We start from the raw sequence: 20694 nt of genomic DNA, 5'->3' as shown, positions 1-20694 counted from the left end.
CTTATTCCCTCTTTCCCGGCTCAGTTACCGTCCCGTTTTTCAGCGGAACAGGCTTACCTTTCATGCGCAGCGTGAAAGACGCGGTGACCAGCCCGCTGGTTGCCGCACTCCAGCTGTTCTGACGGACTTCTGCCAGGAAGGCATAACCATTACCTGACGGAAACTCCACTTTGAACGCATGGATCGTGTCATTGTCATAGGCAGTACGCAGAACTTCCTGCCCTTCATCCGGTGACCAGTTACCGGAGATCGTGATTTCCCCCGGAGAGGCCAGCCCGTTGGTCATTTCCTGCTCCGTTGAGCACAGGGTGGTAACATCAATATCCGACTTCTGCCCACCGGTATAACTGATCTCTTTGGCCGCACAGGCCAGCGGCAGAAATTCTGCGGATGCGGGGTTCACTTCTGTTGCAGGCAGCTTTGAAATACTGATTTTCGTGCCCTGCGTTTTTTCATATTTGCTCGGCATGATTATTTTCCTGTAAGCATAAAAAAAGCTGCCGCAGCAGCTTGTTGTTCAAGATTAAGTTATTGCCAGACCTGACACTCCAGCGTGGCCCGGAAAAGCGAGGTATCCGCTTCATAGCCCTGCTTTTCTGTAAACTCTGCCGGTGAAAGCGGAGAAACAGCAGCAACAGACAGTTCACGGATCCGGCGGGCTTCATCGATGGTTTTTGCATACACATCAATCTGGATATTGGTCATTGTCTCAGCACGACCGCACAGCACATCTCCGCCGGTATCATAAAGTGAAAAAACACACCACGGCGGCTGAATTTTGGGTTCATCCTGCGGAGCCACATACGGAAAAACCCTGCCCGGCAGCACCGGGTCAAGCAAAGAAAACAAATCAGATTCTTTCATCCACTCAGCACCTTATCGATAGCCTGACTGAGTTTGCTCAGCGCCAGATCCGCTGCCTCATCCGCTTTACCGTCAAATGCCGGACGGATAAACGGTTGTGGTGCCATTTTGGATGTGCCGTTTTCCAGAAAACGCCAGTAAAACGCATTACGCGGATCATCCGCTTTCAGTGTGTTGTTGCTGTTGGTTCCGGCGGCATTGGTTCCCCGGATGTACACACCGGAGACAACCTCGCCTTTATAACGGCTCCGCTGACCGCCGGTAACGATATTACGCGCCAGTTTTCCGGTCCTGACAGGAGCGCTCCGCCGGACCTCATCCCGCAGCATATCCGCTGCGGCTTTCGTCGCTTCCCGCAGCACACGGGCATTTTCAGTCCGGCTGAGTGATTCCAGATCACGGGACAGTTCAGCAAAACCGGACAAATCCAGCCCCATATCAGCCATCTTTCACCCCCTGTTTACACAGCAGTTCCAGCCGGGTAAATTTCACATCCGGGATCACAGCCTGAATATCGTAGACCTGACCGCGATATACCATCCGGCATGCAGGATGAATATCCGGCCGGTACCGCATCCATACACGGACCGTTATTTCTGACATTTCCGCTCCGGCGGTCAGCAGTTCCCGGCCATTGACGGGTCTGACTTCCGCCCAGGTTACGGCAACGGGCAGCCATTGGTTTTCACGCTGGCCGGACGGTAAGATAACCCGTTCAGCACGCTGAAATGTGACGCGATGCCTTAATCTTCCGGCCTGCACAGTGCGCTCCCTATAAATTGATGAACCTGTACGGTTCAAGCAGCAGAAAGAAGCCCGCCGGTATTGCCGCATTTTCCCGTGATTCATACAGGTAACCAACGCAGACCAGCAGGGCCAGTTCTATATCATCCGTAACCTGTAATCCGTCCGGATCTGATGCCGGAACCTCTGTGTCATAAAGATGACGGTTAATATAATTTTCAGCCCGCTTCACGGCCGCCCCCAGGTAAGTCAGAAGCAACTCATCCTCAAGGTCATTATCCTCATCAATACGGCACTGCATTCTCAGTTTTTCGAGTGTCGGTAACGGCATATTTCCCCCATGCCTGCGGCCGCTTCAGACCGCAGGCACAAAAAAACCGCAGTTAAGCGGCGCACAGGATTGCAACGGTATGACTATCAGGCAGCTTTTGCCACCAGCGCCTTAATCGCTGAGGTATCTTCCAGACAACAGTCAAAGCGGTGAAACGCCAGAAACGCGGTCTGGTCAAATTCAGCATAACGCTCGACCAGACGTTTCAGCGTCATATAAGTGACACGGCGGACAATAAAACGGTCAAAATCACCACAGAAGATAAATTTTTTACCGGCTTCCATACTGTCAACCGCCTGATCAATCACATACGGCATACCCAGAATTGTCGCGGGAGCAACACCGGTGATTTCCGGCAGCCACAACGGACGCTTGTTACCATCCTCCATTTCCGTGAGCACTTTCAGGGTGCTGTCATTAAAGGCCAGCCTGAACTTAGGGCTGTTGCGGTACGCCGGATCAATGGCGTGTTTCAGCGCGTTGATGTCTTTCCAGCTGAATGCGGCTGTTTTCGCGTTTACCGTTCCTGTCACGGAAACATCCAGGCCTTTCGGCTGTACCGGCGTACCGGCACCGGTACCTTTCACCAGGTATTTAGCCTCACCACGGCCGATACGCTGCGCGATACGGGCGGCAAGGTAGGATTCAATATTGATCCCGCTGTCCTGCAGCAACTCATTTGATACACGGATAATTTTGGAAGACAATTTTTTGGCACCGAGAATGGCGGTGCCGAATTCCACATCCTGTTCACTGGCAGCGGTGTTTTCCCCCAGCAGTTCACCTTCCTCCGCTGTGCCGTCCGATGTTGACCAGGTAATATCCTGGCCGTCCGCCGTCGGCAGAACATGAGAAACCGAGACAATCCCGCCGTAGGCTTTCATCTGCTCAACAACTTTGTTCAGCATCTTAACCGGGACGGTATAGCCCCCTTTCTCATCCGGGGATGTTCCCTGAGCCCGTAATTCCCTCACGGCCTGACGTTCTTCTGCTGTCAGCTCACCGAAACCATGGCGGAGAAAGCGGTCAAATGCCGCTGCACGGCGCTCTGCGGCTTCACTTTCCGGATTACCGTTCTGCTTTCCGCGCTGTTCCGGCTCCTGATCATCCACAAAAGCCTGATCTACCGCACGCAGTTCCTCTTCACGGGTGATCTGCTCATTCAGACGATCAAACTCTGTTTTGGCCTTATTCCACTCCGCACGCTGTTCTTCGGTCATAACACCGTCACCGACTTTTTCATGGATTGCACGCATTTCGGTGGCGATGGTATTACGTTTCTGTTTTAATTCATGAAGTTTCATAGAATTGCCTTATACATTCATTAAAGTGAGAAGACGCTCACGCGCCAGTTTTTCATTGACAGCTTTGGCTATACCGCCGCTGTCGCGTGCTTCTTTCCACGCCTCCATTGACCGCACGGTTGAATTTGCGGCCAGATAGGCCGGATAAGTCACCGGACTGACATCATAGAGACGGGAGATCCGGTGAATTTCACGGACAACCATGCCGTCATCATCCTGATACCAGTCATCGCCGTTCACCGCCACGCTGAACGCGAACGAACTCTGACTGACATCCCCGCGTAACATCGGAGCAACCACAAGGTCCCGGATAGTTTGTGTATCCGGCACCGTAATATCGTAGGCCAGTCCCTGTTCGCTGATACTCAGCGATAACGTTCCGGAAGCAGACCGGCCGAGGATATAATTGCGGTCATGATTGAACAGCGCCCGTACATCATCATTCAGCACATCGTCAAATGCGCCGGGTTTGATAATTTCGCGGAATCCCCACATCGGCTCGGACAGGGAGTTAAACACCGAAGCCAGACCGATAATGTGGGCCGGTTTATCCTCTTCCCCCGGGGCGGCCCGGATCTCACCGCTGTAGCTGCGGGTTTCTCTTTCATTACTGCTCATCTTTTTCATCACCTTCTGATTTACTGCCGTCCGGTTGTGCGGCATTAACGCTGACCAGCATTTCATCCAGTCCGTCAACCGGGTTCATATCCTCAAATGCCCGTGCCTCATTCCGGCTCATCCAGCCGTCAGTAATGGCGTAATGATAGAATTCAGCACGCTCTTTCGGGGTTCCGCGCAGTAATCCGGCCAGATTAAACCGGACATAAAATCCGGCGCAGCGCTCCTGCCGGGTGAACAACCGCCTGTTAAGCTCCTGTTCCCAGTTCACCACCCAAGGCATGACCGTATACCGGACAAACTGAATGGATTGTTCGGAAATGTTGGAGAATGTCGCCTTTTCCAGATCATTGATCATGTGTGCCGGTACGTTAAAAATCCCGGCAATCATGGAGCGGTTCAGCTTCAGCATATCGATCAACTGAGCATCCACCGGGGAAACGGTCAGGGCTTTGTAATCCAGGTCAGCAGGCAACAGCATGGTTTTGTTTTCCTGACTGCGCAGCGCTGCAGACGCTTTCTGCCACATGTCTTTCAGTCTGAGCCACCCGTCTTTCTGTAACTCCCCTTTCACTGAGACGATACCGGCCGGACGGGCATTACCGCCGAAGAAAGAACTGGTGTATTTCTGACCGGACATCCCCATGCCGATGGTTTCCGCATGCTGCACTATCGGACTGAGCCCCATCCGCTGGTTATTACCCAGCGCCCGGATGTGGATCATGTCATCCGGACTGACAGCAAAATTCCCCTGTTCGTTATAAACACCGTAGGTATACCGGCCACCTGTGTTAAGCAGTGCGGTTTCCCACGGCATACAGGCTTCCAGACTGGTCACCTCACCGCGACTGTTACGGATCACCTGCGTGTAACCGTTTCCCCAGCCGAGAATGTGGCGCTCTTTGGTTTCCCGCCATTTATAACTGGTCTGCCATTCGTTCGGCTCATCGTGAACAAGGTGGAACACGGGATGATCGCGGGCAGTCTCAACCTTATCGCCGGTTTTGCGCATCACATGCAGCGGCATCTGTGCTATTGAGGAAGAAATAACATAAATACAGGCATATACAGCGGCCAGTTTCATCGAGGTTTCCGGGCTGACATAGACATCTGCTTTGAACAGCCCCTCTGTATCAACAGAATCTGCACTGATGGGTACCGCCGGATTCTCAATACTGGTCGGTGTATCGCGGAATAATGTATCAAGAAGCACGTTTCCCCCTCATGGCCACAGCCAGTGAATAGATAACCATTGCTGACCCGCCAATCACCAGGGAATCCGGCAGACCGTATTTCAGGTAACAGCCTGCCAGCACCGCGCCGAAACCTGTCAGGGCGGTGAGATCAAGAAGTATGTTTTTCATAGGAATAGAATTTCTTCGTCAGGATCCAGAGAGGAAAGGAAGTCGCTGCTGTCCCCGCCGTTCACCATCTGGCGTGATTTGGCAGTAAACAAGGCAAACGGCCCGTCAATTTTGTTTTCCGGTGTCGATTTGTTCGGGAAAATGTTGTCATTTCTGTCCGGTTTTACCGTCACGTTCGACATCATCCAGGACATTACCGGGTTGTGGTCATGGTGAAATTTGCCGGAATATACATCGGCCTGAACGGATTTCATCGATTCAGACAGGTTTTTCACCGTCTGCGCCACCTCCACCAGCGGAATACCTTCTTCCGCCAGGCGACGGGAGAACTGAACGGCACTCCACGGGTCAAAACCGAGTTCACGTAAATCCTCACCTTCGCACCATGCCAGAATGTCGGCTTTGATGATGTCGTGATCGACAACCTCACCGTCCGTCAGTTCAAGATAACCGGCAGCTCCCCATTTCCGATACAGGTCAGCGATATGCTTCGGTGCAGTCACTACTCTGTCCTCCGGCAGCCAGAATTTGCACTTCATATGCAGTTGTCCGCGCGGATCCTCATACACTTTAACGGCTGCGGTCACATCGATTTTGTTTGACAGATCCACACCAACCCAGACCGGGTAATTTTTCAGCTCATCATCCGGCGCATTTTCAGGGCAGTTGTCCCACTTACCGGTATCCATCCAGGCGGATTCGGCATTCACCCACATATTGAGGTGCTTGGTCAGGAAATTAGGCCGGGCCGCAATCTGCTCTTTTGCCTTTTTCGCCAGGCGGCGCATATCGTCAAAACGCTTACAGACACCCAGCCCCGGATTAGCCTTTATCCAGACAGACTCATCGAACGGTTCATCATCTTTATCCAGCGTGTAAATGGCCGCGAAAAAAGTGTCATCCTCCACTACGCCCCGCAGTACCTTGATGGCATAATCCCGCAGTTCGTAGCAGATGCCTTCGCGGTTAAATCCCGCTGTGGTGATCGCAAACAGCAGGGATTGCAGGCGGGCACCGGTCCCGGTTTCCAGCACATCCCACACATCACGGGTTTTGTGGGCGTGAAGTTCGTCCACAATGCCGCAGTGAATGTTCAGGCCATCGAGGTTATTTGCATCACTGGACAATGGCTCAAACTTGGATGCAGACCGCTCCTGGTAAATCGCCAGTTTATTAAATTCAAACAGGCGGCCGAGTGAGCCTTTGGCCTTTTTAATCATGTTTTTTGCATCTTCAAACACGATGCGGGCCTGGTCACGGGTTGTGGCCGCCGAGTAAACCTCGGCACCACCCTCACCGTCAGTACCGGTCATATACAGGCCGATGCCGGATGAAAGGGTGGATTTGGCGTTTTTACGCGCCACTTCGTTATAGGCTGTCCGGAAGCGACGAACCAGTACCGGATCGCCGTCATCGTCGTACTGAGCCTCACCGCTGAGTTCATCAACCAGCGGGATCACGAAACCAAAGATATTAATCAGAATAAAGGTATGCCACGGCATCAGCTCTATCGGCTTGCCTGCCAGCGCCCCTTTGACGTGCGGGACAAACTGGTAAAAATCCAGAATATGCTGGGCGCGTTCTTCAATGAAAAAGATATCGCGCTCAGGGCCGCGCTCCAAATCATCAAGAAACCGCTGACACGCCAGGCGTATCAGTTCGCCCGTAACTATTTCTCCGGCAACCACCTGTTCGGCGTACCGGATCCCATCTGCTACGGTTGCCATTCATCATTTGCGCTTTTTCATAAATGCCTCGAAAGGGTCTTCTTCGGCTGGTGTGTTAATCGTTACCTTCGAGCGGGACGCCGGGGTCATACCGAATTCACCCAGCATTGCCCGGATCCGTTTCCAGGCATCGGCTTTCATTGCCGCCACCGGGTGTGCTTTTATCAGTGTGCCGCCTTCGCTTTCTGTGGTGTAGGTATAGCCTTGTTCATCCAGCGTATCGCAGTGCTGCCGGTATTCGGTATATGCCTCGATCAGCAGCTCCAGCGCTTTGGCATCCATCGAACTCATCACGCCCATGGCATCGAGTTCTTCCCCGATCCGCTTAAACCAGTATTTCCCCTGCTTGGTAAAGTGCTTCGGAGTTGGGGGTACCCCTGACGGCGGTTTCGGTTCTTTTTTATTGATCGGGCGTTTTGATGGGTTACCCCTGACCAAACGCAGGTGTGACGGGGTTTTCGGTGGTCCCGACATAATCGTTTTCTCCTATTGATTCCCATCCGGGGATCCCGGAAAAAAGTTTTCTAACCTGCGGCGATCTGAAAAGAGGTAAGGCGGCGGTCCTCTGGCGGTAAGGCGGCAGAGATTTAGCCTCCCCCTCCCCTGTGCGTTGTGGCGTGTCAGACGTGGTTACGTTCCGTCGCCGTCTTGCGGTAATGACAGGGCCAGCACAGGCTTTGCAGATTACTTTCCGCATCGGTTCCCCCATGTGCTTTGGGTATGATGTGATCGACTGTCTTTGCCTCGGTTGCCCGACCTTCACGCAGGCATTGTTGGCACAGATGCTTATCCCGGCTCAGAACCACCAGCCGCAGCCTGTCCCATTTGGCGCCATAGCCACGTTCCTGTCTGCTCTTACCCTGCTGGTGGTTCTCCCAGCCTGTATTACGGTGTTCTTCGCAGTATCCGCTGCGGTCAGTGGTTGTCTTTGCGCAGCCGCGTTTGCGGCATACTCTGGGTATGCGTAATGGTATGATTAACTCTGATTATAAAATTGGCGTAAAAGGATCTGATTTTTATAGTGGGTTATTCTCATTTTCTGATTATGCATAGAGCCCATTGCTTCATCGTTTTAATTTATCGCTTTGATATATTAAATAACTCAATATGCATCGAGATTGCATATTCATATATAACTGCGATGATTTCCCCCCTCTATCTTTTAATTAACACTTACTAATAAAATGAATAAATAGAAATGCAATACATATAAATAATGCATGTTCTTAACATTTTGTTACCAGTAAACACATTTATAAATAAAAATATTATTCAAAAACTCAAAAATAAACAGCAAATCAACTCAAATAAAAAAAATAACGCCAGGATAAATAATATAAAAAATCAAAAAACAAAGAATAAAATAAAAAACAATACGACAACTCAGATTTATAAAAAAAAATAAAATAGAACCAATAATACGAGTATTTTATAATACCAACGGAGCATTACGTTGAATTTTATAAAAAACCAGGATTTAATAATGAACATAAAAACAATATCAGTATTAATTGGTATAACCACATCTCTCAGCACTTTTGGCGCGCTCGCTTTCCAGGAAGGCGGCGGAAATGACCATGGCAATGCTTCTTCTGTCGCCATAGGTACCAATGCAAATACTAATAGCGTGGAAGGTGTTGCTATCGGCAATACATCAAAAACAAATGATTTCGGTACTGCCATCGGAAGCGCGAGCGAAGCCACTGGTACTGGTTCTACTTCAATTGGATTTCAATCAAAAGCGACTGGCGGAACCAGTACAGCTGTAGGCCACGGCGCTAATGCAAAAGATGCTAACGCCATAGCTGTCGGTCAGGCATCTGAAGCAGGCTATTACTCCACTGCTGTAGGACCATATGCTAATGCCAAGGATGGGGGTTCCGGTGCATTCGGATATGGGGCAACAGCCAGTAACGGTGGATATGCTGTAGGTCATGATGCCAATGCAACAGGTTCAGATTCTGTCGCATTGGGAAACGCAACATCAGCCTCAAACCAAAATAGCGTTGCTCTCGGCTCCGGCTCTAAAACCGAAAGAAATAACTCGGTGTCAATCGGTAATGCCAATAACAAAAGGCAATTGACTAATCTGGCCGATGGTACTGAAGATACTGATGCAGTTAATGTCAGACAACTGAACAGTAAAGCTCAGGATTCAATTAACGTAGCCAATACATATACCGATAGTGTAAACAATATTACAAAGAACGAATTAAATAATAATATCGATAAATCTCAGAAAGAAAGTATAGCGATAAGCAACAGCTACACTGATAACCGATTCAATCAGGTTCAATTTCAAAATGAGGCCCGATTTGACTCTATGGATAAAAAAATTAACGACAATGCTAATAAAGCGAACGCAGGGATTGCATCCGTAGCATCGATGGCAAACATTCCATACACCACAAACACTACCTTCAGTGCAGGTATGGGGGTTGGTAACTACCGTAACGGCAATGCGATCGCGGCAGGCGCCCAATATAAAATCTCTGACAATGTGAATGTCAGAACCTCAGTATCGTGGAATAATGAAGATAGTGCAGTCGTTGGTGGCGGTATTGCTGTCGGCTGGTAATTGACATTATCTTAAATTCCAAACAACCATCATAGAACAAACGTTTATATACCCGAATATAATTCGGGTATATAAAACGCATTAAAACCTGTCTCCATAATAAACTGCAGTAATATAAAGATTTTCACCTAAACCTCCCCGCTTCAATCTCCCGTATTGCTCTCTTATCATGATTGCATTTGGCAATGTATTTCATGGCATCAGCCAACAGCTCAACTGCACCACCGAACGTCAGATCATCCGGTATATCTACCTGCTCACAATCGGCGGTCAGTTGCGGCGGAAGCGGCACCACCGGCGCGGGTATTAATTCCGGTCGCGTATCTGCGCAACTCACTGACAGCATCAGCGGGAACAGGAGCAGCAGCGCATTCGCTGTCCTTAAATACTGTTTTGATAACTGTCTTAACGTCGACATGCTCTGTGTCCTCAACCTGTTTGGCTTTGATATTGTCGAGTGCTGCGCGGTGTCTGATGGCAACGGCTGAAAGCGTGATGGTATTTATCGTCTGCTGTGCTGACAGCTGTCCGGACAACCTTGTGTTATTCACCTTCAGCTGCTGGTTATCCCGGTAGGTGTCATATACCCACCAGGCAGCAGTAATAAACAGTGCAGCAATTACCGCTTCTTTCCAGTTCATGGCGCTTCACACTCATCGTGGATCACACCGTCCAGCGGGTTACCCGGCAGAGGCTTACAGTGATTCGGGAGTGAATACAGATAACAGCCCGCCAGCAGGCAGGCCGTAAGAAGAATGATCGCGTTGATGATCAGCATTATGGGGTTCCGTGACATATCGCTTTCTCCGTCTCGCGCCGGTTAATCAGACCCTGCCACCGCTTACCACCGGAAAATGTCCAGCGCTTCATTTCGTCACACGCACCGGCGATATCACCGGCGTTGAGTTTCCGCAGCATAGTGGAGCGCGAGAACGCGCCGGGGCCGACGTTATAGACAAATGAATAGATGGCCGCCCGGGTATTGTCATCAATCGGCACTTTAATCATAGGATCAACCGAGTGCCGGACTTTCGTCAGGTCGTCGTGCAACAGGGCCTTGCATTCAGCGTCCGTGTACAGCTTGCCGGGCTGAATATCTCTGCCGGTATGGCCATAACATACTGTGAGCACTCCGGCCACATCACGATAAGGTATATACTCAACACCTTCATATGCGGGGATCAGCACCAGCGCACCGGCAATTGCCCCGGCAGCACAAGCGGCTATTACCTTTTTAACCAATCGCTTATTCATGATGTTCACCTGCTTTCAACTGGAATTCCTTCCGTTTGTAATACCAGTTAACCAGGAACGTACCGACGGTACAGATGATCCCGGCAACAATGGCCCACTGATCCAGAGATAAAATGCCAAAGGCAGAGGTTATAAGCCCCCAGGCATATGCTGTAGGGCTGGAATATTTGTCAGACATGCTCATATCCACCCCCTGCGGAGTGTTCCGTATGTTGAGTGATAGGGAATGCCGCAACCGGGTTATATGTTTTAAACAGGTTAAAGTAAGGTGGCTGCGGCATTATTCGGAATCCCACCAGCGGCGAGAAGGCAATAAGAAGAGCACTGTGACCGAATACGAATTAGGTAATGAGCCTGTCGTATTCCAATGCTCTTATTGTTGCGGGCAATAAAAAAGGCCGCACAGGCGACCTTAAGGTTAATTTTGTGAATGTATATATAATTCAACTGCTCGTATCGTTAATGACATTAATCAAGGATTATATATGCTTAAATCTCTTCTGACTTTCGACCAGATGATAACCCCTAAACTTATTACTGTACTTTACTGGCTTGGCCTGATTGGTGTTCTGTTTTCCGGTATTGCAACTATTTTTGTCAGTAATGCCTACGGTGGCGGTTTTTTCAGCGGACTTATCAGCGGACTGGCTACTATCATCTTCGGCGGACTAGGTGTCCGTATTTCCTGCGAACTGATTATTCTGTCTTTCAACATTTACGGAAAACTCAAAGAGATCGCGGAAAACACAAAACCACAATAATTTTATGGTTGACACGCAAACGATAATAATTATCATTTAACTTAATACCGGTTTGTCAGGTATTGCTCACATTGACATTGCTCCTAGTATTTACTACCGACACCACTGATCCGGTGTCGGTTTTTTTTAATACAAAAACCAATGCAAAAACTGACGCATATCATTAACTGTTACTGTGCACGCCATACATTACTGATGCTCGAAGGCCAGCATCAGTCAGCATGGGCATCAATCAGGAATATTCTTATCATTCATCAATGTGCTGCAGCAGAAATAATCCTTGCACGTAAGGGCTGGAAAATTTCTGTCATATATAATGATCGATTCGGCTTTCCTGTATATGCCATCAGAAGCAAAAACGGAAGGAGGTTAAAGTGTTGCTATGATGACTATCAAAAAGAAATGACAAAAATCAGATAACAATTAAATAACAATCAGCCTAATCATAATGATAAAATGCGTAAACTGTAGCCATTACTGCGCCACTGAACATACAATATCCATATACTAATAAGTATTTTTTCCTCTGGTTTTCTTACGATATAACAATACAACTGCAGGAATAGCAAATGCATTAAAAATCAAAAAATTAGTTAGTGGCAATACTCCACCATGAATAAGCACCGGAATCAAATTAAACATCGCAATACTGACTATCAACCACAGCCGCCTGACTGGCTTTAACATCTCTTGTGATTCATTTTTGTCAGCATCAGATATCCGGTCATTAACCTCTTTACTGGTCATATCATCCTCAAAATCCGATAATACCATACTGATAATAATAACTGTTATCCATTAAGACAGCCAGTATAAAAACGTATGCAGACAACCGGACACCTTTATATCATCCTGAGTGATAATCAAAACAAGACATCTCACCATAGTTAATCTTTTTTAATTATATTACGTGTAAACACATACTATTACGCTATAATATTAAAGTAACAAAAACCTGATGTTATATGAAAATAATGTCGTTTATTCTTTATGCCGGTTATTCCCAAACCGGCTTTTTTTATGCCTGAAATGAGTGGCTGATTTAGTTCAGGCAGACTGCCCCACGCTACCAGAACCTCATAACAATTATTCAATTGTTCCGAAAAACTGAACATGTGAACTATCCGGAAATTCCGGAGAGTTGAGCCTGTAAGGTTATCACTGATTCTCTTCATCATGCTGGTTTATGCATAACGGACATAAAACCACTGCCCCTCTTGCCACAACGATAGCCTGCTGAACCGCAGCGTGCTCTCCCCAGTAGTATCCAACATACACTGTACTTTTTGCCTGTTGTAATTTCGGGCATGCCTCTTTATGCAGAACAGAACTAGTATCGCTGCCCGGTAACGTCAAAAAATAATCCATATACCCCGCCTGTCATTCTTTTATTCACAGAAATATGAATAACACCCTGACAAGGATTTTAAAAATTAGAAAAATTGTTGATTTCGGCTTTAGTCTGCTCAAACAACCCCGCTTCCATCCCGACACCCAATACCCGGCTGTTATGCTTCAGTGAGGCTTTCAGTTTTGCTCCTGCCCCCGACGGGCACACCACCTTCCTCCTTACCACCGGATTTGCACTATATTTAATACAGACAGAGCAAATGTATCGTTTAGTCACCGGGAGGATTTATGTATAAAAATATTCTGGTAGCGATTGATATAGCTGAGGATGATATTTTTGGAGAAGGACTGACATCAAAGCTTCCGCCACACGTTGAATATATGGCTGATAAAACACATACGAACGTACACTTTTTTACAGTAATTCCATTTTTCCCGAATTTCGCATCTTATGCGCGGGAATATGACGTATTGTTGGATGAAAGAAATAAAATCACAGACAAGGCACTATCTAAACTTATTTCAATTACTAAGATTTTTAATATTAACCCGGCCAATACCCACCACCATGTCAAAACCGGCAGCCCGATAGACCAGATATTAAGGCTATCCACAGATATAAATGCAGACCTGATTATTATCGGGTCACGCCAGCCGACAATAACCACCAGACTACTCGGCTCTACCGCAGCAGCCGTAGTCCGCTATGCAAAAGCCTCAGTTTTAGTTGTCCGCTGACACCAGACAGGCGCCCGCTTCGGCGGGCTTTCCTTGTATAGCGGCCGCGGTTATAAAAATCTCGTTTTGTTTTAATATGAAATGCTAAATTTTATTTATAAGCACCCTTGTAACTCTGATTCGCTTTAACAGCCATTATTATCCGGTTACAGACATAAAAAAACCCCGCAAGTGCGAGGTTTACAAACAATTGTGACCACATATCAAATTACTATTAAATATGGCTCAAATTATTCACTTTTGCAAGTTTTAGCTGTATTTTTGCGCCATATCTCTGCTCTGTTGCTTCTCATTTTCCGCAGCGCTCCACAGTCCAAGGTTTTACAAATCAATCGCAGTTCCTGCCAGTGCTTTTCATAGTGCATATTCCAGTTATTCCGCTCAACACCCACCAGCTCGGCCAGTTCAGACTGATAGTAATACCCGTCTTTGTTCAGGGTGTAATCCTGTACTGCCAGCCATACCAGCGCCCTGAGTCGTTCTTTTACTTTCTTCGATACCCGGCGGCCTTTAATCCGCTCCTGCATTTCATTCCATACATAGGCGGTGATGGTGGTCTGGTGTGAGAACTTCAGTTCCTTACCATAGCAATACAGCAGCCAGGACTGCTCTGCCTCGTCCAGTTCCATAATTGCGCGCCTCCAGGAGCAGTTTTGATAGTCCACCCGGTCAATAAGTGGCATCGGTAGCACGGTATAGTGTGTTGACCAGCAGGATACCGCCTCGGTTTCCCGGCTTATCTTTCTGCCGTTCACGGTAATATCACGGGGCTTTCTTCGTGGGTAGCGCGTTGTGTTTCCCAATACAAATCCCTCAAATGCTTCAAGCTGGCCTTTGGTTCTGCTGCTGTGATCAGTCATTGCGATGGTCACCATATCCCGCAGGTACTGAAAATCGTGCTCAATCATCGTTTATCTCTCCGCGCTCCGTACAGCGCATTAACCAAAAACACCGATCCCGTATGACCGGTTCATAAACTTAAATAACAACTCCAGCTGGCTGCCGTGTTTCCGCTCCCAGGCGTTCACATCCCGGTGTAACTCGTCATGGTGAATACGGCACAGCGGGATGGTGAAAATGTCGTGTGCCTTTGTACCGGTACCGCCGGTGCCGTGCCCGATGATGTGATGCGGGTCATCTGCCTGCTGACCACATACGCAGCACGGCTGACTCTTCACCCATTGCAGGTACTTCGGACACTCCCAGCGCTTTAACTTCGGGATCCGCATAAAACTTGCTGGTGGCTCCGGCTCTATCTCAGGAACAACGACCGGTTTTATCTGCTCGACGATGTCCTGAACAATCCGGCTGTGTGAGCGCGTCCGGTGAACAATGGAATGCTCTGTCATGGTGCCGGTTATCTCTTCTTCCGATGGCTGCATCAGAATGTAAGAACAGATAAAAGCCGGAAGATGCTCACTGACACGATGCATCACAGACCAGGTGAACAAATCGGAAGGATTCAGAAGATGGCCGCCGGACAGCCGCAGGTCGGTAAAGATACTGCGTGCCACAAATGCCCGCTGGTTGCGTAACAGAATTTTGTCCGCCTGCTGCTGGCAGCATTCCCCCTTCCTGAGAATATTGTCATGATGCCAGCACGTCCGGATAAAACCGTCTTTGTGGCGGGTCATGGTCAGTTCATGGTGATGATACGGATCTGCTTCATCGTCAATCTGGCAATGATTTACTGATGAAACGTAATGACGAAATCCCTGTAAACCACCGGCAGCTTTTACCACGGCAGGATTGTCCAGGAAACGCAGTACCCGCTCATCTGTCAGCAGCGGCTGTGCATCTGCCGGAACGCGGCCGGACGGAATGCCATCCATTGAACGGGGAGCCGCACTCACAACATAACGGGCACCGTTCCGGAAGTTGCAAATCTCAGCACCGGGATTAAACATCAGGAGCCGGGTATCTTTCTGAACAAAGCCGGTTAACAGGTAATTCATCAGGCCACCGCCGGAGTCATCATCAGTGCCAGCAGTTCCGCTGATTTGCTCTCAAAGAAATGCGGCTGCGTTTCCCTCGGGTTCGCCGGAGATGTGATATTTTTACCGTACAGAAGCCCCTTTGATGTGACAGACCAGAACAGTTTTTGTGTTCCCTTCGAACCCGGACGGGCTTTCTGTTCGACAATCCCCAGCTCAGCAAGACGTTTATATGCTCTGGTCGCAGACAATGCGGCATTGTGATTTTTCAGCAGCGTAGTCAGAGAGGTTGTCGGTCTGCTGGAGCCATCTACCGCACCCGCCGGTGCATCAATAGCATAGGAGGGAGCCAGATCCGGAAGACCAGCCATTTTTTGCAGTTTCTGATACCCGCCCAGTTTTGAGGAATTCGACAAATTCAGCGTTTTCGCCATAGACTCCAGCAGGATAGCGCCTGCCTGTACCTTATCGGCCAGCTGTACCGCCTGCTGTGTTCCGGCCACCGCATCGAACGTACGGATTACTTTCAGGTTGAACAGCGGGCTTATCCACATGGCATAGGCATAAACAACCTCACGGGCAACATATGTCCCCTGCTCCGTACCGCCGCGAATGGTGTTTACAGAGGCGATGCTCATATCTGAGCATCGGTCGATTTCTGAACACAATGCCTGTGCTGATTCCATCCGCATAAAGTTAGATGGCTTATGGCGCTCTTCACCCCCGGCGGCACGGTGTAAATCATTCAGGCAATAGCGACCGGCCATGTCCCGGCGCACATTAATACCGTCAACAATAATCAGATTGCTCATCGTTTATCTCTCCGCTCATTAAGCGCAGCCGTATACTGCGCCTCACATCGCCAGACCGTTTTTTCTTCTCAGTTCCCGCTGCTTTGCCGTGAAAGCCGTAAATAACCGGTTATAGACGGATACAAATTCCCGTTCGGTGAGAGTGGCCCGGCTCTCTTCCGGTACCGGGTCCGTACAGCGGACCTTTTTTACTCCCCGCCGACAGGCTGCCACCAGTTCCTCATATTCGCGGACTTTCTCCTGTGCATCCGGCAATATCCGGAAAGCCATCCGGTCATTCCCCCGCCACCGGGTCGGCGTGACAGCTTCAATCTTCGCTAAAACCCTGACAGCTGACTGGCTGATACTGCGTGATACGCCGTATTTCTCCATGATGTACCCGGAGGTGATTTCAGTTCCGGCCGGTTCCTCTGCCGCAATTCGGGTGTAAAGCATCATCACGCAACCTCCCGTTCTTTTGCGGCCTGCTCTGTGGCCTGTTTCCAGTACCCGCGAAATGCTGCCCGTCCGGCAATTTCATTCATCCGCCCAATGTAGGATTTGTGTTTTGCGACCAGCTCCTGTACGCGGTTTTCCGGCTTCCAGTCGGAGGATGAGAACATTTTTCTGAAGACTTCATCGCACTCGGTGGTGTCGATGTTCTTTGAGTCCGCAGAGCGTTTAAATCCGGCGGCCGTATTCAGCCAGTATCTGAAACCGGAGTTCCAGCAGACATACTGCGTACCCTTGCTGGCGTGGTAATCGCTGAACTTCTGAAACTCGTCCTGAATGTCCAGACCGGCGGCTTTGGCCTGCTCAATGTGTTCTGGTGTCGGAGCAAAGTTTTCCGGCATCACGGTTTTGCTTTTGGCTTTTCCGCGAACAGGATTAATATTTTTATTATCTGGATCTATTACTGGATCATTACTGATTCCGGGTGCAGCTCCTGCACCACTACCGGAACCATTTGCACCACCCGGTGCATCTGCTGCACCAGTCCGGGAACCATTTGCACCACTCACCCCCGCAGGATTTGCACCACAGGGTGCAGGAGATTCACCACTCACAACGGTAGCATCCAGGCACAGATGATAAATATTTGACTGGTTCAGACCGTTGGCCGATTTTCGTGACTCAACACGAACCAGCCCCATTTTCACCAGGGCATTGATGTGGTTCTGCACTGAGCGTTCAGATATTTCACACTGCTCAGCAATGTACGGCACAGACGGCCATGATTCCCCCTGGTCGTTGGCATTGTCTGCCAGTTTGACCAGTACCAGTTTTCGCAGCGGGTTGCCTGTTTTTATCTGCAAAGCCCGTGCAGTTAAAATCATGCTCATGGTTTCACCTCATCCGGACAGCGGGTATACCGTTCCTGAAAGATTTTCAGCGGTTCAAAGCACGGGTGCTCATAACCGTCACGCATGAAAATCACCCGGCTGTTCTCCCGGTCGTACCGGATAACGTGAACTTTCCGTCCCCGCTTATCGGTGTAATACCGGTTCAGATTGTCAGCTGTTTCTTCAGGCATTCTGACCTCCGCTGCGGTAATAAAACTGCGACCAGCTGGCCTCCACCTTTTGCCGGTCTACCACTTCCGGTTTTTTCCGGTAGTTGTCGGCTGTACCGCCACCCGGTATGCTTTCCACATAACGAAGTGGTTCACTGCCGGTAACAATGCATTTGAATTGCCTTTCCGGTATTGAATGAGTTAATCTGCTCATGCGTTTATCTCTTCACACAATTGATATGGCGCGATCGAAGCCGGGAGCCGTATACTCCCGGCTTCACCCTTTCTGAGTCCGGGTAAATAAAATAATCGTGGATTCAACCTCATCTGTTCTGGCCTGCATGTCTCTGTAGTGTGCAGTACGTATTGCATCCGCTTCTCCTGTGGTGATTTCTCCGTCCTCAATAGCCTTACTGATACACAGGTCCACAGCCCCGCGCATAACGGATGCCCTGACGCTCTTTTCGTATAAGTCAGTACGGCCTATTTCACTTTTTTTCGGACTGTCCACCAGCAGCATTCCGGACTCCGCCGCGACGTATTCGGCATACAGCACAGTTCCGGAGACTTCCTGCATCACCATCAGGTCATGGTGATCAAAGAACCGGCAGCCGTTTTTCTCATAAAACCGGTTATTGAATGACGTCAGAGACAAACCAAGGGAACCGGCCATAGCATCACGTCCGCCGGGGACCAGACTGCACATCTCTCTTACAACTTCTTTCAGGGATTGGTTTTTCATTGCCTACTCACTTTCAGATTGAGTTGTAGTTAACCGTGCTTTTCCGTGCTGCTATGCTGATAAAGTGCAGGGTTGTACTTAAGTCCTCCATTTGTAATTCGCTCAATAATTAACGCTTGTTTTTCGGGAATAGTTTTCTTCCAGCGGCAAACTGCCGGATGACTGATATTAAGAGCTGCGGCTGTTTTTTTTACTCCGCCGAAAAAATGAAGAACATCTCTCTTCAACATTTGTACGACTCCTCAGACCTTTGAATACAAGAAAGGTAACAAAAGGTACAATCACATGCAAACACATTTCACATCATTGTGATGTAACATTGGTTACATGAAAACGGAAATGAACGAACGCATCAAAGCTCGTCGTACGCAACTCAATATGACGCAACAATCCCTGGCAAAAATGCTCGGGGTCTCACGCGTATCCGTTACAAAATGGGAGACAGGTGTCACAAAACCAGATGGTGAAAACCTTCACATGCTGGCTAAATCACTGGATGTCTCTCCTGAATGGTTACTATTTGGCGGAAATGAACCACTTTCGACTGAACTGGTATCTGCAAGAAAAACCATTGCTGTCAAACAAATCCCTGTTATATCTGCCGTACAAGCCGGTGACTGGACATCAACATACGCATCAGCAACTATTGATGATGTACTTCGCTGGGTTAACACAACCGCCCGGGTATCTGAAAGTGCGTTTGGCCTTGATGTTAAGGGTGATTCAATGACAAACCCAAATGGGGCACCAACAATCCCTGAAGGCTCAACAGTCATTGTTGAAACACAATTTGGAAGTATAGAAGATCTATATGGAAAAATTGTTGTTGCAATACTCGATGGCACATCAGATGCCACAATCAAAAAACTAGTCTGGGATGCTCCCTATACCTACCTGATTCCGCTGAACCCCAATTTCAAACCGATAGTAGTCAATGGTAACTGTCGAATCATTGGCAGGGTTATTCAGGTTATTCAAAACATCTGATTTATCCCTCCCTCATTTGCCTTATCTATGCAGCAATGTAACTTTTTTCACGCTAACTATTGACCGAGAATGTAACTTAAGGTACTTTTTATTTCATGTAAGAGATACCATTTTTTACATGAGGCCAATATGAACCAAGAACCAATCATCACCACCAACAACATGTCAGCAGACGAAGTTGCGGCGTGGATCACTGAAAAAGCCCGGGCGCTTCAAAAACTGCAATCACTCCGTGCTGAGCGCTAAAGAGAGATACGTGACCACGAGCGCACGATGGCTCGCCTCGATGAAGATATCGCCAGATGGGAAGACCTCTGTGCTTTAACAGTAAATCCGCAGTAACGGCTGCATATCTGAATAACTGTGTGAAGAGTAAGGCGACAAAAATAATAACGGTGTAATCCCTTGTTCGCGGCTGTGCAGCTCTAAACCTTAAAACGGAGGAGCGATGATAATGTCCGTCTGCCAGCCGCAATTTTTTAAACCGCCAATAACAAATTCTATTGAGGAGACAGACGCAATGGACTTTAGTCAGTTGCCAAGAAATATTCAGGAAATCGCTGTCGATTTTTTGGAGGAAATAAGTCCGGATGATAAAGAGCCATCCCTGAAAGTCATTACATTGATAAGAAATGGATTTACAGATATGTATCAGGCAATTACATCTGAAAATGCTCAGTAAACCATACTGGCAATAACCAGAAATTAAATACATTACAGCCGGTTAAAAAATTATTTTATTCCGTTTATCCGGCGGAATTATTGCTGCCCCGCACCGGGAAAAATAAATTAATACGATATAAAATTATTATCACTAATAAGGAACTGTCTATGTCAAAACAGGATAACCCAAGTGTTAAGATTAATATTACAGTGACTTTAAATGAAGCGCCCTGCATTAATGTTGAGGTAAGTAAGGAATTCAACATACCTGAAAATGCACCTTATATAGCCTCTTTTTTAGAAAAAATCGGTGAACATATTGCCAGCGAAGGGACGACTACAGAGGCTATAAAAAAAGCAATAAAAGACACCATTAAAAAAAGAAATATTCACTGAAGCTACGCTCTTCTTATATCTGAACAGTCTTAATC

At 48.3% G+C, this 20694-nt stretch carries 35 protein-coding genes; 6 read left to right on the top strand and 29 right to left on the bottom strand.

Annotation, left to right across the window (positions count from 1 at the left end):
* Window position 1: 1 nt before the first annotated feature.
* The 12 genes from ACSBQN_RS04555 to ACSBQN_RS04500 form a co-directional block, all read right to left on the bottom strand.
* Entirely contained in the window at window positions 2-469 is a 468-nt protein-coding gene (locus tag ACSBQN_RS04555) for a phage tail tube protein (RefSeq protein WP_152695699.1), read from the bottom strand.
* Window positions 470-528: 59 nt separating this feature from the next.
* Window positions 529-864, bottom strand: coding sequence for a hypothetical protein (locus ACSBQN_RS04550; RefSeq protein WP_004239768.1), 336 nt, complete (start codon window positions 862-864; stop codon window positions 529-531).
* Entirely contained in the window at window positions 861-1310 is a 450-nt protein-coding gene (locus ACSBQN_RS04545) for an HK97-gp10 family putative phage morphogenesis protein (RefSeq protein WP_214190965.1), read from the bottom strand. The genes ACSBQN_RS04550 and ACSBQN_RS04545 overlap by 4 nt, the downstream gene beginning before the upstream one ends.
* The gene (locus tag ACSBQN_RS04540) at window positions 1303-1626 is read right to left on the bottom strand and encodes a phage head closure protein (RefSeq protein ID WP_186749077.1); all 324 of its coding nucleotides are present in this window, start codon (window positions 1624-1626) and stop codon (window positions 1303-1305) included. The genes ACSBQN_RS04545 and ACSBQN_RS04540 overlap by 8 nt, the downstream gene beginning before the upstream one ends.
* Window positions 1627-1636: 10 nt before the next feature.
* Window positions 1637-1939, bottom strand: a complete 303-nt coding sequence (locus tag ACSBQN_RS04535) for a head-tail connector protein (RefSeq protein ID WP_201894197.1) — start codon at window positions 1937-1939, stop codon at window positions 1637-1639.
* 86 nt (window positions 1940-2025) lie between these two features.
* The gene (locus tag ACSBQN_RS04530; RefSeq protein ID WP_434991609.1) at window positions 2026-3243 is read right to left on the bottom strand and encodes a phage major capsid protein; all 1218 of its coding nucleotides are present in this window, start codon (window positions 3241-3243) and stop codon (window positions 2026-2028) included.
* Window positions 3244-3252: 9 nt separating this feature from the next.
* Window positions 3253-3861, bottom strand: a complete 609-nt coding sequence (locus ACSBQN_RS04525) for an HK97 family phage prohead protease (protein WP_004239758.1) — start codon at window positions 3859-3861, stop codon at window positions 3253-3255.
* Window positions 3851-5074, bottom strand: coding sequence for a phage portal protein (locus ACSBQN_RS04520; protein ID WP_434991608.1), 1224 nt, complete (start codon window positions 5072-5074; stop codon window positions 3851-3853). Before ACSBQN_RS04520 ends, ACSBQN_RS04525 begins: the two co-directional genes overlap by 11 nt.
* Window positions 5064-5225: a hypothetical protein gene (locus ACSBQN_RS04515; protein ID WP_004239754.1), complete on the bottom strand. Its 162-nt coding sequence runs from the start codon at window positions 5223-5225 to the stop codon at window positions 5064-5066. Before ACSBQN_RS04515 ends, ACSBQN_RS04520 begins: the two co-directional genes overlap by 11 nt.
* The gene (locus tag ACSBQN_RS04510) at window positions 5222-6952 is read right to left on the bottom strand and encodes a terminase large subunit (RefSeq protein WP_434991607.1); all 1731 of its coding nucleotides are present in this window, start codon (window positions 6950-6952) and stop codon (window positions 5222-5224) included. Before ACSBQN_RS04510 ends, ACSBQN_RS04515 begins: the two co-directional genes overlap by 4 nt.
* Window positions 6953-6955: 3 nt before the next feature.
* Complete coding sequence (locus ACSBQN_RS04505; protein ID WP_046894976.1) at window positions 6956-7426, bottom strand: phage terminase small subunit P27 family; 471 nt, start codon at window positions 7424-7426, stop codon at window positions 6956-6958.
* A 146-nt stretch (window positions 7427-7572) separates the two neighbouring features.
* Window positions 7573-7926: an HNH endonuclease gene (locus ACSBQN_RS04500; RefSeq protein WP_214167563.1), complete on the bottom strand. Its 354-nt coding sequence runs from the start codon at window positions 7924-7926 to the stop codon at window positions 7573-7575.
* A gap of 509 nt (window positions 7927-8435) precedes the next feature.
* Here ACSBQN_RS04500 and ACSBQN_RS04495 point away from each other — a divergent pair.
* Window positions 8436-9530 carry a YadA-like family protein gene (locus ACSBQN_RS04495; protein WP_214167568.1) on the top strand — a complete coding sequence of 365 codons (1095 nt, stop codon included), beginning with the start codon at window positions 8436-8438 and terminating at the stop codon, window positions 9528-9530.
* A gap of 124 nt (window positions 9531-9654) precedes the next feature.
* Here ACSBQN_RS04495 and lysC read toward each other — a convergent pair whose 3' ends face one another.
* From lysC to ACSBQN_RS04470, 5 genes are read right to left on the bottom strand one after another with little or no spacing between them, the layout of a single operon-like run.
* Window positions 9655-9876, bottom strand: a complete 222-nt coding sequence (gene lysC, locus ACSBQN_RS04490) for an Rz1-like lysis system protein LysC (protein ID WP_425594788.1) — start codon at window positions 9874-9876, stop codon at window positions 9655-9657.
* On the bottom strand, window positions 9788-10171 hold the full coding sequence (locus ACSBQN_RS04485) for a hypothetical protein (protein WP_152695685.1): 384 nt from the start codon (window positions 10169-10171) through the stop codon (window positions 9788-9790). Before ACSBQN_RS04485 ends, lysC begins: the two co-directional genes overlap by 89 nt.
* Window positions 10168-10308 (bottom strand): hypothetical protein, encoded by a 141-nt coding sequence (locus ACSBQN_RS04480; protein ID WP_214167642.1) that lies wholly within the window; start codon window positions 10306-10308, stop codon window positions 10168-10170. Before ACSBQN_RS04480 ends, ACSBQN_RS04485 begins: the two co-directional genes overlap by 4 nt.
* Window positions 10308-10784, bottom strand: coding sequence for a lysozyme (locus ACSBQN_RS04475; RefSeq protein ID WP_152695682.1), 477 nt, complete (start codon window positions 10782-10784; stop codon window positions 10308-10310). The genes ACSBQN_RS04480 and ACSBQN_RS04475 overlap by 1 nt, the downstream gene beginning before the upstream one ends.
* Window positions 10777-10968 (bottom strand): phage holin family protein, encoded by a 192-nt coding sequence (locus ACSBQN_RS04470; protein ID WP_434991606.1) that lies wholly within the window; start codon window positions 10966-10968, stop codon window positions 10777-10779. The genes ACSBQN_RS04475 and ACSBQN_RS04470 overlap by 8 nt, the downstream gene beginning before the upstream one ends.
* A gap of 301 nt (window positions 10969-11269) precedes the next feature.
* Here ACSBQN_RS04470 and ACSBQN_RS04465 point away from each other — a divergent pair, with 301 nt between their 5' ends.
* Complete coding sequence (locus ACSBQN_RS04465; protein ID WP_036414580.1) at window positions 11270-11545, top strand: DUF4282 domain-containing protein; 276 nt, start codon at window positions 11270-11272, stop codon at window positions 11543-11545.
* Between the two features lie 507 nt (window positions 11546-12052).
* On the opposite strand, the gene ACSBQN_RS04460 is transcribed toward ACSBQN_RS04465, so the two are convergent.
* The 3 genes from ACSBQN_RS04460 to ACSBQN_RS04450 form a co-directional block, all read right to left on the bottom strand.
* Window positions 12053-12292 (bottom strand): hypothetical protein, encoded by a 240-nt coding sequence (locus ACSBQN_RS04460; protein WP_214177574.1) that lies wholly within the window; start codon window positions 12290-12292, stop codon window positions 12053-12055.
* Between the two features lie 411 nt (window positions 12293-12703).
* Window positions 12704-12913 (bottom strand): hypothetical protein, encoded by a 210-nt coding sequence (locus ACSBQN_RS04455; protein ID WP_064483823.1) that lies wholly within the window; start codon window positions 12911-12913, stop codon window positions 12704-12706.
* A gap of 58 nt (window positions 12914-12971) precedes the next feature.
* Entirely contained in the window at window positions 12972-13103 is a 132-nt protein-coding gene (locus ACSBQN_RS04450; RefSeq protein WP_259677801.1) for a hypothetical protein, read from the bottom strand.
* An 80-nt stretch (window positions 13104-13183) separates the two neighbouring features.
* Here ACSBQN_RS04450 and ACSBQN_RS04445 point away from each other — a divergent pair, with 80 nt between their 5' ends.
* On the top strand, window positions 13184-13633 hold the full coding sequence (locus ACSBQN_RS04445; protein ID WP_036421164.1) for a universal stress protein: 450 nt from the start codon (window positions 13184-13186) through the stop codon (window positions 13631-13633).
* Window positions 13634-13863: 230 nt separating this feature from the next.
* Here the strand turns inward: ACSBQN_RS04445 and ACSBQN_RS04440 are convergent, their stop codons facing one another.
* The 9 genes from ACSBQN_RS04440 to ACSBQN_RS04400 form a co-directional block, all read right to left on the bottom strand.
* Complete coding sequence (locus ACSBQN_RS04440; RefSeq protein ID WP_214177575.1) at window positions 13864-14541, bottom strand: bacteriophage antitermination protein Q; 678 nt, start codon at window positions 14539-14541, stop codon at window positions 13864-13866.
* A gap of 30 nt (window positions 14542-14571) precedes the next feature.
* A complete protein-coding gene (locus tag ACSBQN_RS04435; RefSeq protein ID WP_434991605.1) occupies window positions 14572-15588 on the bottom strand; it encodes a DUF968 domain-containing protein in 1017 nt (338 codons plus the stop codon).
* On the bottom strand, window positions 15588-16379 hold the full coding sequence (locus tag ACSBQN_RS04430) for a KilA-N domain-containing protein (protein ID WP_421659707.1): 792 nt from the start codon (window positions 16377-16379) through the stop codon (window positions 15588-15590). Before ACSBQN_RS04430 ends, ACSBQN_RS04435 begins: the two co-directional genes overlap by 1 nt.
* A 42-nt stretch (window positions 16380-16421) precedes the next feature.
* Window positions 16422-16817, bottom strand: a complete 396-nt coding sequence (locus tag ACSBQN_RS04425; protein ID WP_046025052.1) for a hypothetical protein — start codon at window positions 16815-16817, stop codon at window positions 16422-16424.
* Window positions 16817-17701 (bottom strand): helix-turn-helix domain-containing protein, encoded by an 885-nt coding sequence (locus ACSBQN_RS04420; protein WP_434991604.1) that lies wholly within the window; start codon window positions 17699-17701, stop codon window positions 16817-16819. The genes ACSBQN_RS04425 and ACSBQN_RS04420 overlap by 1 nt, the downstream gene beginning before the upstream one ends.
* Window positions 17698-17892 (bottom strand): DUF4222 domain-containing protein, encoded by a 195-nt coding sequence (locus ACSBQN_RS04415; protein WP_046025054.1) that lies wholly within the window; start codon window positions 17890-17892, stop codon window positions 17698-17700. The genes ACSBQN_RS04420 and ACSBQN_RS04415 overlap by 4 nt, the downstream gene beginning before the upstream one ends.
* On the bottom strand, window positions 17885-18085 hold the full coding sequence (locus ACSBQN_RS04410; RefSeq protein ID WP_144079368.1) for a hypothetical protein: 201 nt from the start codon (window positions 18083-18085) through the stop codon (window positions 17885-17887). The genes ACSBQN_RS04415 and ACSBQN_RS04410 overlap by 8 nt, the downstream gene beginning before the upstream one ends.
* A gap of 63 nt (window positions 18086-18148) precedes the next feature.
* Window positions 18149-18613: a YmfL family putative regulatory protein gene (locus ACSBQN_RS04405; protein WP_004238678.1), complete on the bottom strand. Its 465-nt coding sequence runs from the start codon at window positions 18611-18613 to the stop codon at window positions 18149-18151.
* A 29-nt stretch (window positions 18614-18642) separates the two neighbouring features.
* On the bottom strand, window positions 18643-18843 hold the full coding sequence (locus tag ACSBQN_RS04400) for a Cro/CI family transcriptional regulator (protein WP_046025056.1): 201 nt from the start codon (window positions 18841-18843) through the stop codon (window positions 18643-18645).
* Window positions 18844-18940: 97 nt separating this feature from the next.
* Between ACSBQN_RS04400 and ACSBQN_RS04395 the strand changes: the two genes are divergently transcribed.
* The 3 genes from ACSBQN_RS04395 to ACSBQN_RS04385 all read left to right on the top strand — a co-directional run bounded on the left by ACSBQN_RS04395 (window position 18941) and on the right by ACSBQN_RS04385 (window position 20659).
* The gene (locus tag ACSBQN_RS04395) at window positions 18941-19600 is read left to right on the top strand and encodes a LexA family protein (RefSeq protein ID WP_004240616.1); all 660 of its coding nucleotides are present in this window, start codon (window positions 18941-18943) and stop codon (window positions 19598-19600) included.
* A gap of 448 nt (window positions 19601-20048) precedes the next feature.
* Window positions 20049-20282 (top strand): hypothetical protein, encoded by a 234-nt coding sequence (locus ACSBQN_RS04390; protein ID WP_201894181.1) that lies wholly within the window; start codon window positions 20049-20051, stop codon window positions 20280-20282.
* Between the two features lie 149 nt (window positions 20283-20431).
* On the top strand, window positions 20432-20659 hold the full coding sequence (locus tag ACSBQN_RS04385; protein ID WP_004240619.1) for a hypothetical protein: 228 nt from the start codon (window positions 20432-20434) through the stop codon (window positions 20657-20659).
* Window positions 20660-20694: the final 35 nt, after the last annotated feature.

This window comes from Morganella sp. B601 (genome assembly GCF_051172335.1).
GTDB classification, from domain to species: domain Bacteria; phylum Pseudomonadota; class Gammaproteobacteria; order Enterobacterales; family Enterobacteriaceae; genus Morganella; species Morganella morganii.
This window is presented reverse-complemented; position numbering and strand designations above follow the sequence as displayed.

Excerpts from the sequence above, each read along its gene's own strand:
- ACSBQN_RS04555 (WP_152695699.1), bottom strand. The coding sequence starts at position 469 with ATGCCGAGCAAATATGAAAAAACGCAGGGCACGAAAATCAGTATTTCA.
- ACSBQN_RS04550 (WP_004239768.1), bottom strand. The coding sequence starts at position 864 with ATGAAAGAATCTGATTTGTTTTCTTTGCTTGACCCGGTGCTGCCGGGC.
- ACSBQN_RS04545 (WP_214190965.1), bottom strand. The coding sequence starts at position 1,310 with ATGGCTGATATGGGGCTGGATTTGTCCGGTTTTGCTGAACTGTCCCGT.
- ACSBQN_RS04535 (WP_201894197.1), bottom strand. The coding sequence starts at position 1,939 with ATGCCGTTACCGACACTCGAAAAACTGAGAATGCAGTGCCGTATTGAT.
- ACSBQN_RS04530 (WP_434991609.1), bottom strand. The coding sequence starts at position 3,243 with ATGAAACTTCATGAATTAAAACAGAAACGTAATACCATCGCCACCGAA.
- ACSBQN_RS04525 (WP_004239758.1), bottom strand. The coding sequence starts at position 3,861 with ATGAGCAGTAATGAAAGAGAAACCCGCAGCTACAGCGGTGAGATCCGG.
- ACSBQN_RS04515 (WP_004239754.1), bottom strand. The coding sequence starts at position 5,225 with ATGAAAAACATACTTCTTGATCTCACCGCCCTGACAGGTTTCGGCGCG.
- ACSBQN_RS04510 (WP_434991607.1), bottom strand. The coding sequence starts at position 6,952 with ATGGCAACCGTAGCAGATGGGATCCGGTACGCCGAACAGGTGGTTGCC.
- ACSBQN_RS04505 (WP_046894976.1), bottom strand. The coding sequence starts at position 7,426 with ATGTCGGGACCACCGAAAACCCCGTCACACCTGCGTTTGGTCAGGGGT.
- ACSBQN_RS04495 (WP_214167568.1), top strand. The coding sequence starts at position 8,436 with ATGAACATAAAAACAATATCAGTATTAATTGGTATAACCACATCTCTC.
- lysC (WP_425594788.1), bottom strand. The coding sequence starts at position 9,876 with ATGCTGTCAGTGAGTTGCGCAGATACGCGACCGGAATTAATACCCGCG.
- ACSBQN_RS04485 (WP_152695685.1), bottom strand. The coding sequence starts at position 10,171 with ATGAACTGGAAAGAAGCGGTAATTGCTGCACTGTTTATTACTGCTGCC.
- ACSBQN_RS04480 (WP_214167642.1), bottom strand. The coding sequence starts at position 10,308 with ATGCTGATCATCAACGCGATCATTCTTCTTACGGCCTGCCTGCTGGCG.
- ACSBQN_RS04475 (WP_152695682.1), bottom strand. The coding sequence starts at position 10,784 with ATGAATAAGCGATTGGTTAAAAAGGTAATAGCCGCTTGTGCTGCCGGG.
- ACSBQN_RS04470 (WP_434991606.1), bottom strand. The coding sequence starts at position 10,968 with ATGAGCATGTCTGACAAATATTCCAGCCCTACAGCATATGCCTGGGGG.
- ACSBQN_RS04465 (WP_036414580.1), top strand. The coding sequence starts at position 11,270 with ATGCTTAAATCTCTTCTGACTTTCGACCAGATGATAACCCCTAAACTT.
- ACSBQN_RS04460 (WP_214177574.1), bottom strand. The coding sequence starts at position 12,292 with ATGACCAGTAAAGAGGTTAATGACCGGATATCTGATGCTGACAAAAAT.
- ACSBQN_RS04455 (WP_064483823.1), bottom strand. The coding sequence starts at position 12,913 with ATGGATTATTTTTTGACGTTACCGGGCAGCGATACTAGTTCTGTTCTG.
- ACSBQN_RS04445 (WP_036421164.1), top strand. The coding sequence starts at position 13,184 with ATGTATAAAAATATTCTGGTAGCGATTGATATAGCTGAGGATGATATT.
- ACSBQN_RS04440 (WP_214177575.1), bottom strand. The coding sequence starts at position 14,541 with ATGATTGAGCACGATTTTCAGTACCTGCGGGATATGGTGACCATCGCA.
- ACSBQN_RS04435 (WP_434991605.1), bottom strand. The coding sequence starts at position 15,588 with ATGAATTACCTGTTAACCGGCTTTGTTCAGAAAGATACCCGGCTCCTG.
- ACSBQN_RS04430 (WP_421659707.1), bottom strand. The coding sequence starts at position 16,379 with ATGAGCAATCTGATTATTGTTGACGGTATTAATGTGCGCCGGGACATG.
- ACSBQN_RS04425 (WP_046025052.1), bottom strand. The coding sequence starts at position 16,817 with ATGATGCTTTACACCCGAATTGCGGCAGAGGAACCGGCCGGAACTGAA.
- ACSBQN_RS04420 (WP_434991604.1), bottom strand. The coding sequence starts at position 17,701 with ATGAGCATGATTTTAACTGCACGGGCTTTGCAGATAAAAACAGGCAAC.
- ACSBQN_RS04415 (WP_046025054.1), bottom strand. The coding sequence starts at position 17,892 with ATGCCTGAAGAAACAGCTGACAATCTGAACCGGTATTACACCGATAAG.
- ACSBQN_RS04410 (WP_144079368.1), bottom strand. The coding sequence starts at position 18,085 with ATGAGCAGATTAACTCATTCAATACCGGAAAGGCAATTCAAATGCATT.
- ACSBQN_RS04405 (WP_004238678.1), bottom strand. The coding sequence starts at position 18,613 with ATGAAAAACCAATCCCTGAAAGAAGTTGTAAGAGAGATGTGCAGTCTG.
- ACSBQN_RS04400 (WP_046025056.1), bottom strand. The coding sequence starts at position 18,843 with ATGTTGAAGAGAGATGTTCTTCATTTTTTCGGCGGAGTAAAAAAAACA.
- ACSBQN_RS04395 (WP_004240616.1), top strand. The coding sequence starts at position 18,941 with ATGAAAACGGAAATGAACGAACGCATCAAAGCTCGTCGTACGCAACTC.
- ACSBQN_RS04390 (WP_201894181.1), top strand. The coding sequence starts at position 20,049 with ATGATAATGTCCGTCTGCCAGCCGCAATTTTTTAAACCGCCAATAACA.
- ACSBQN_RS04385 (WP_004240619.1), top strand. The coding sequence starts at position 20,432 with ATGTCAAAACAGGATAACCCAAGTGTTAAGATTAATATTACAGTGACT.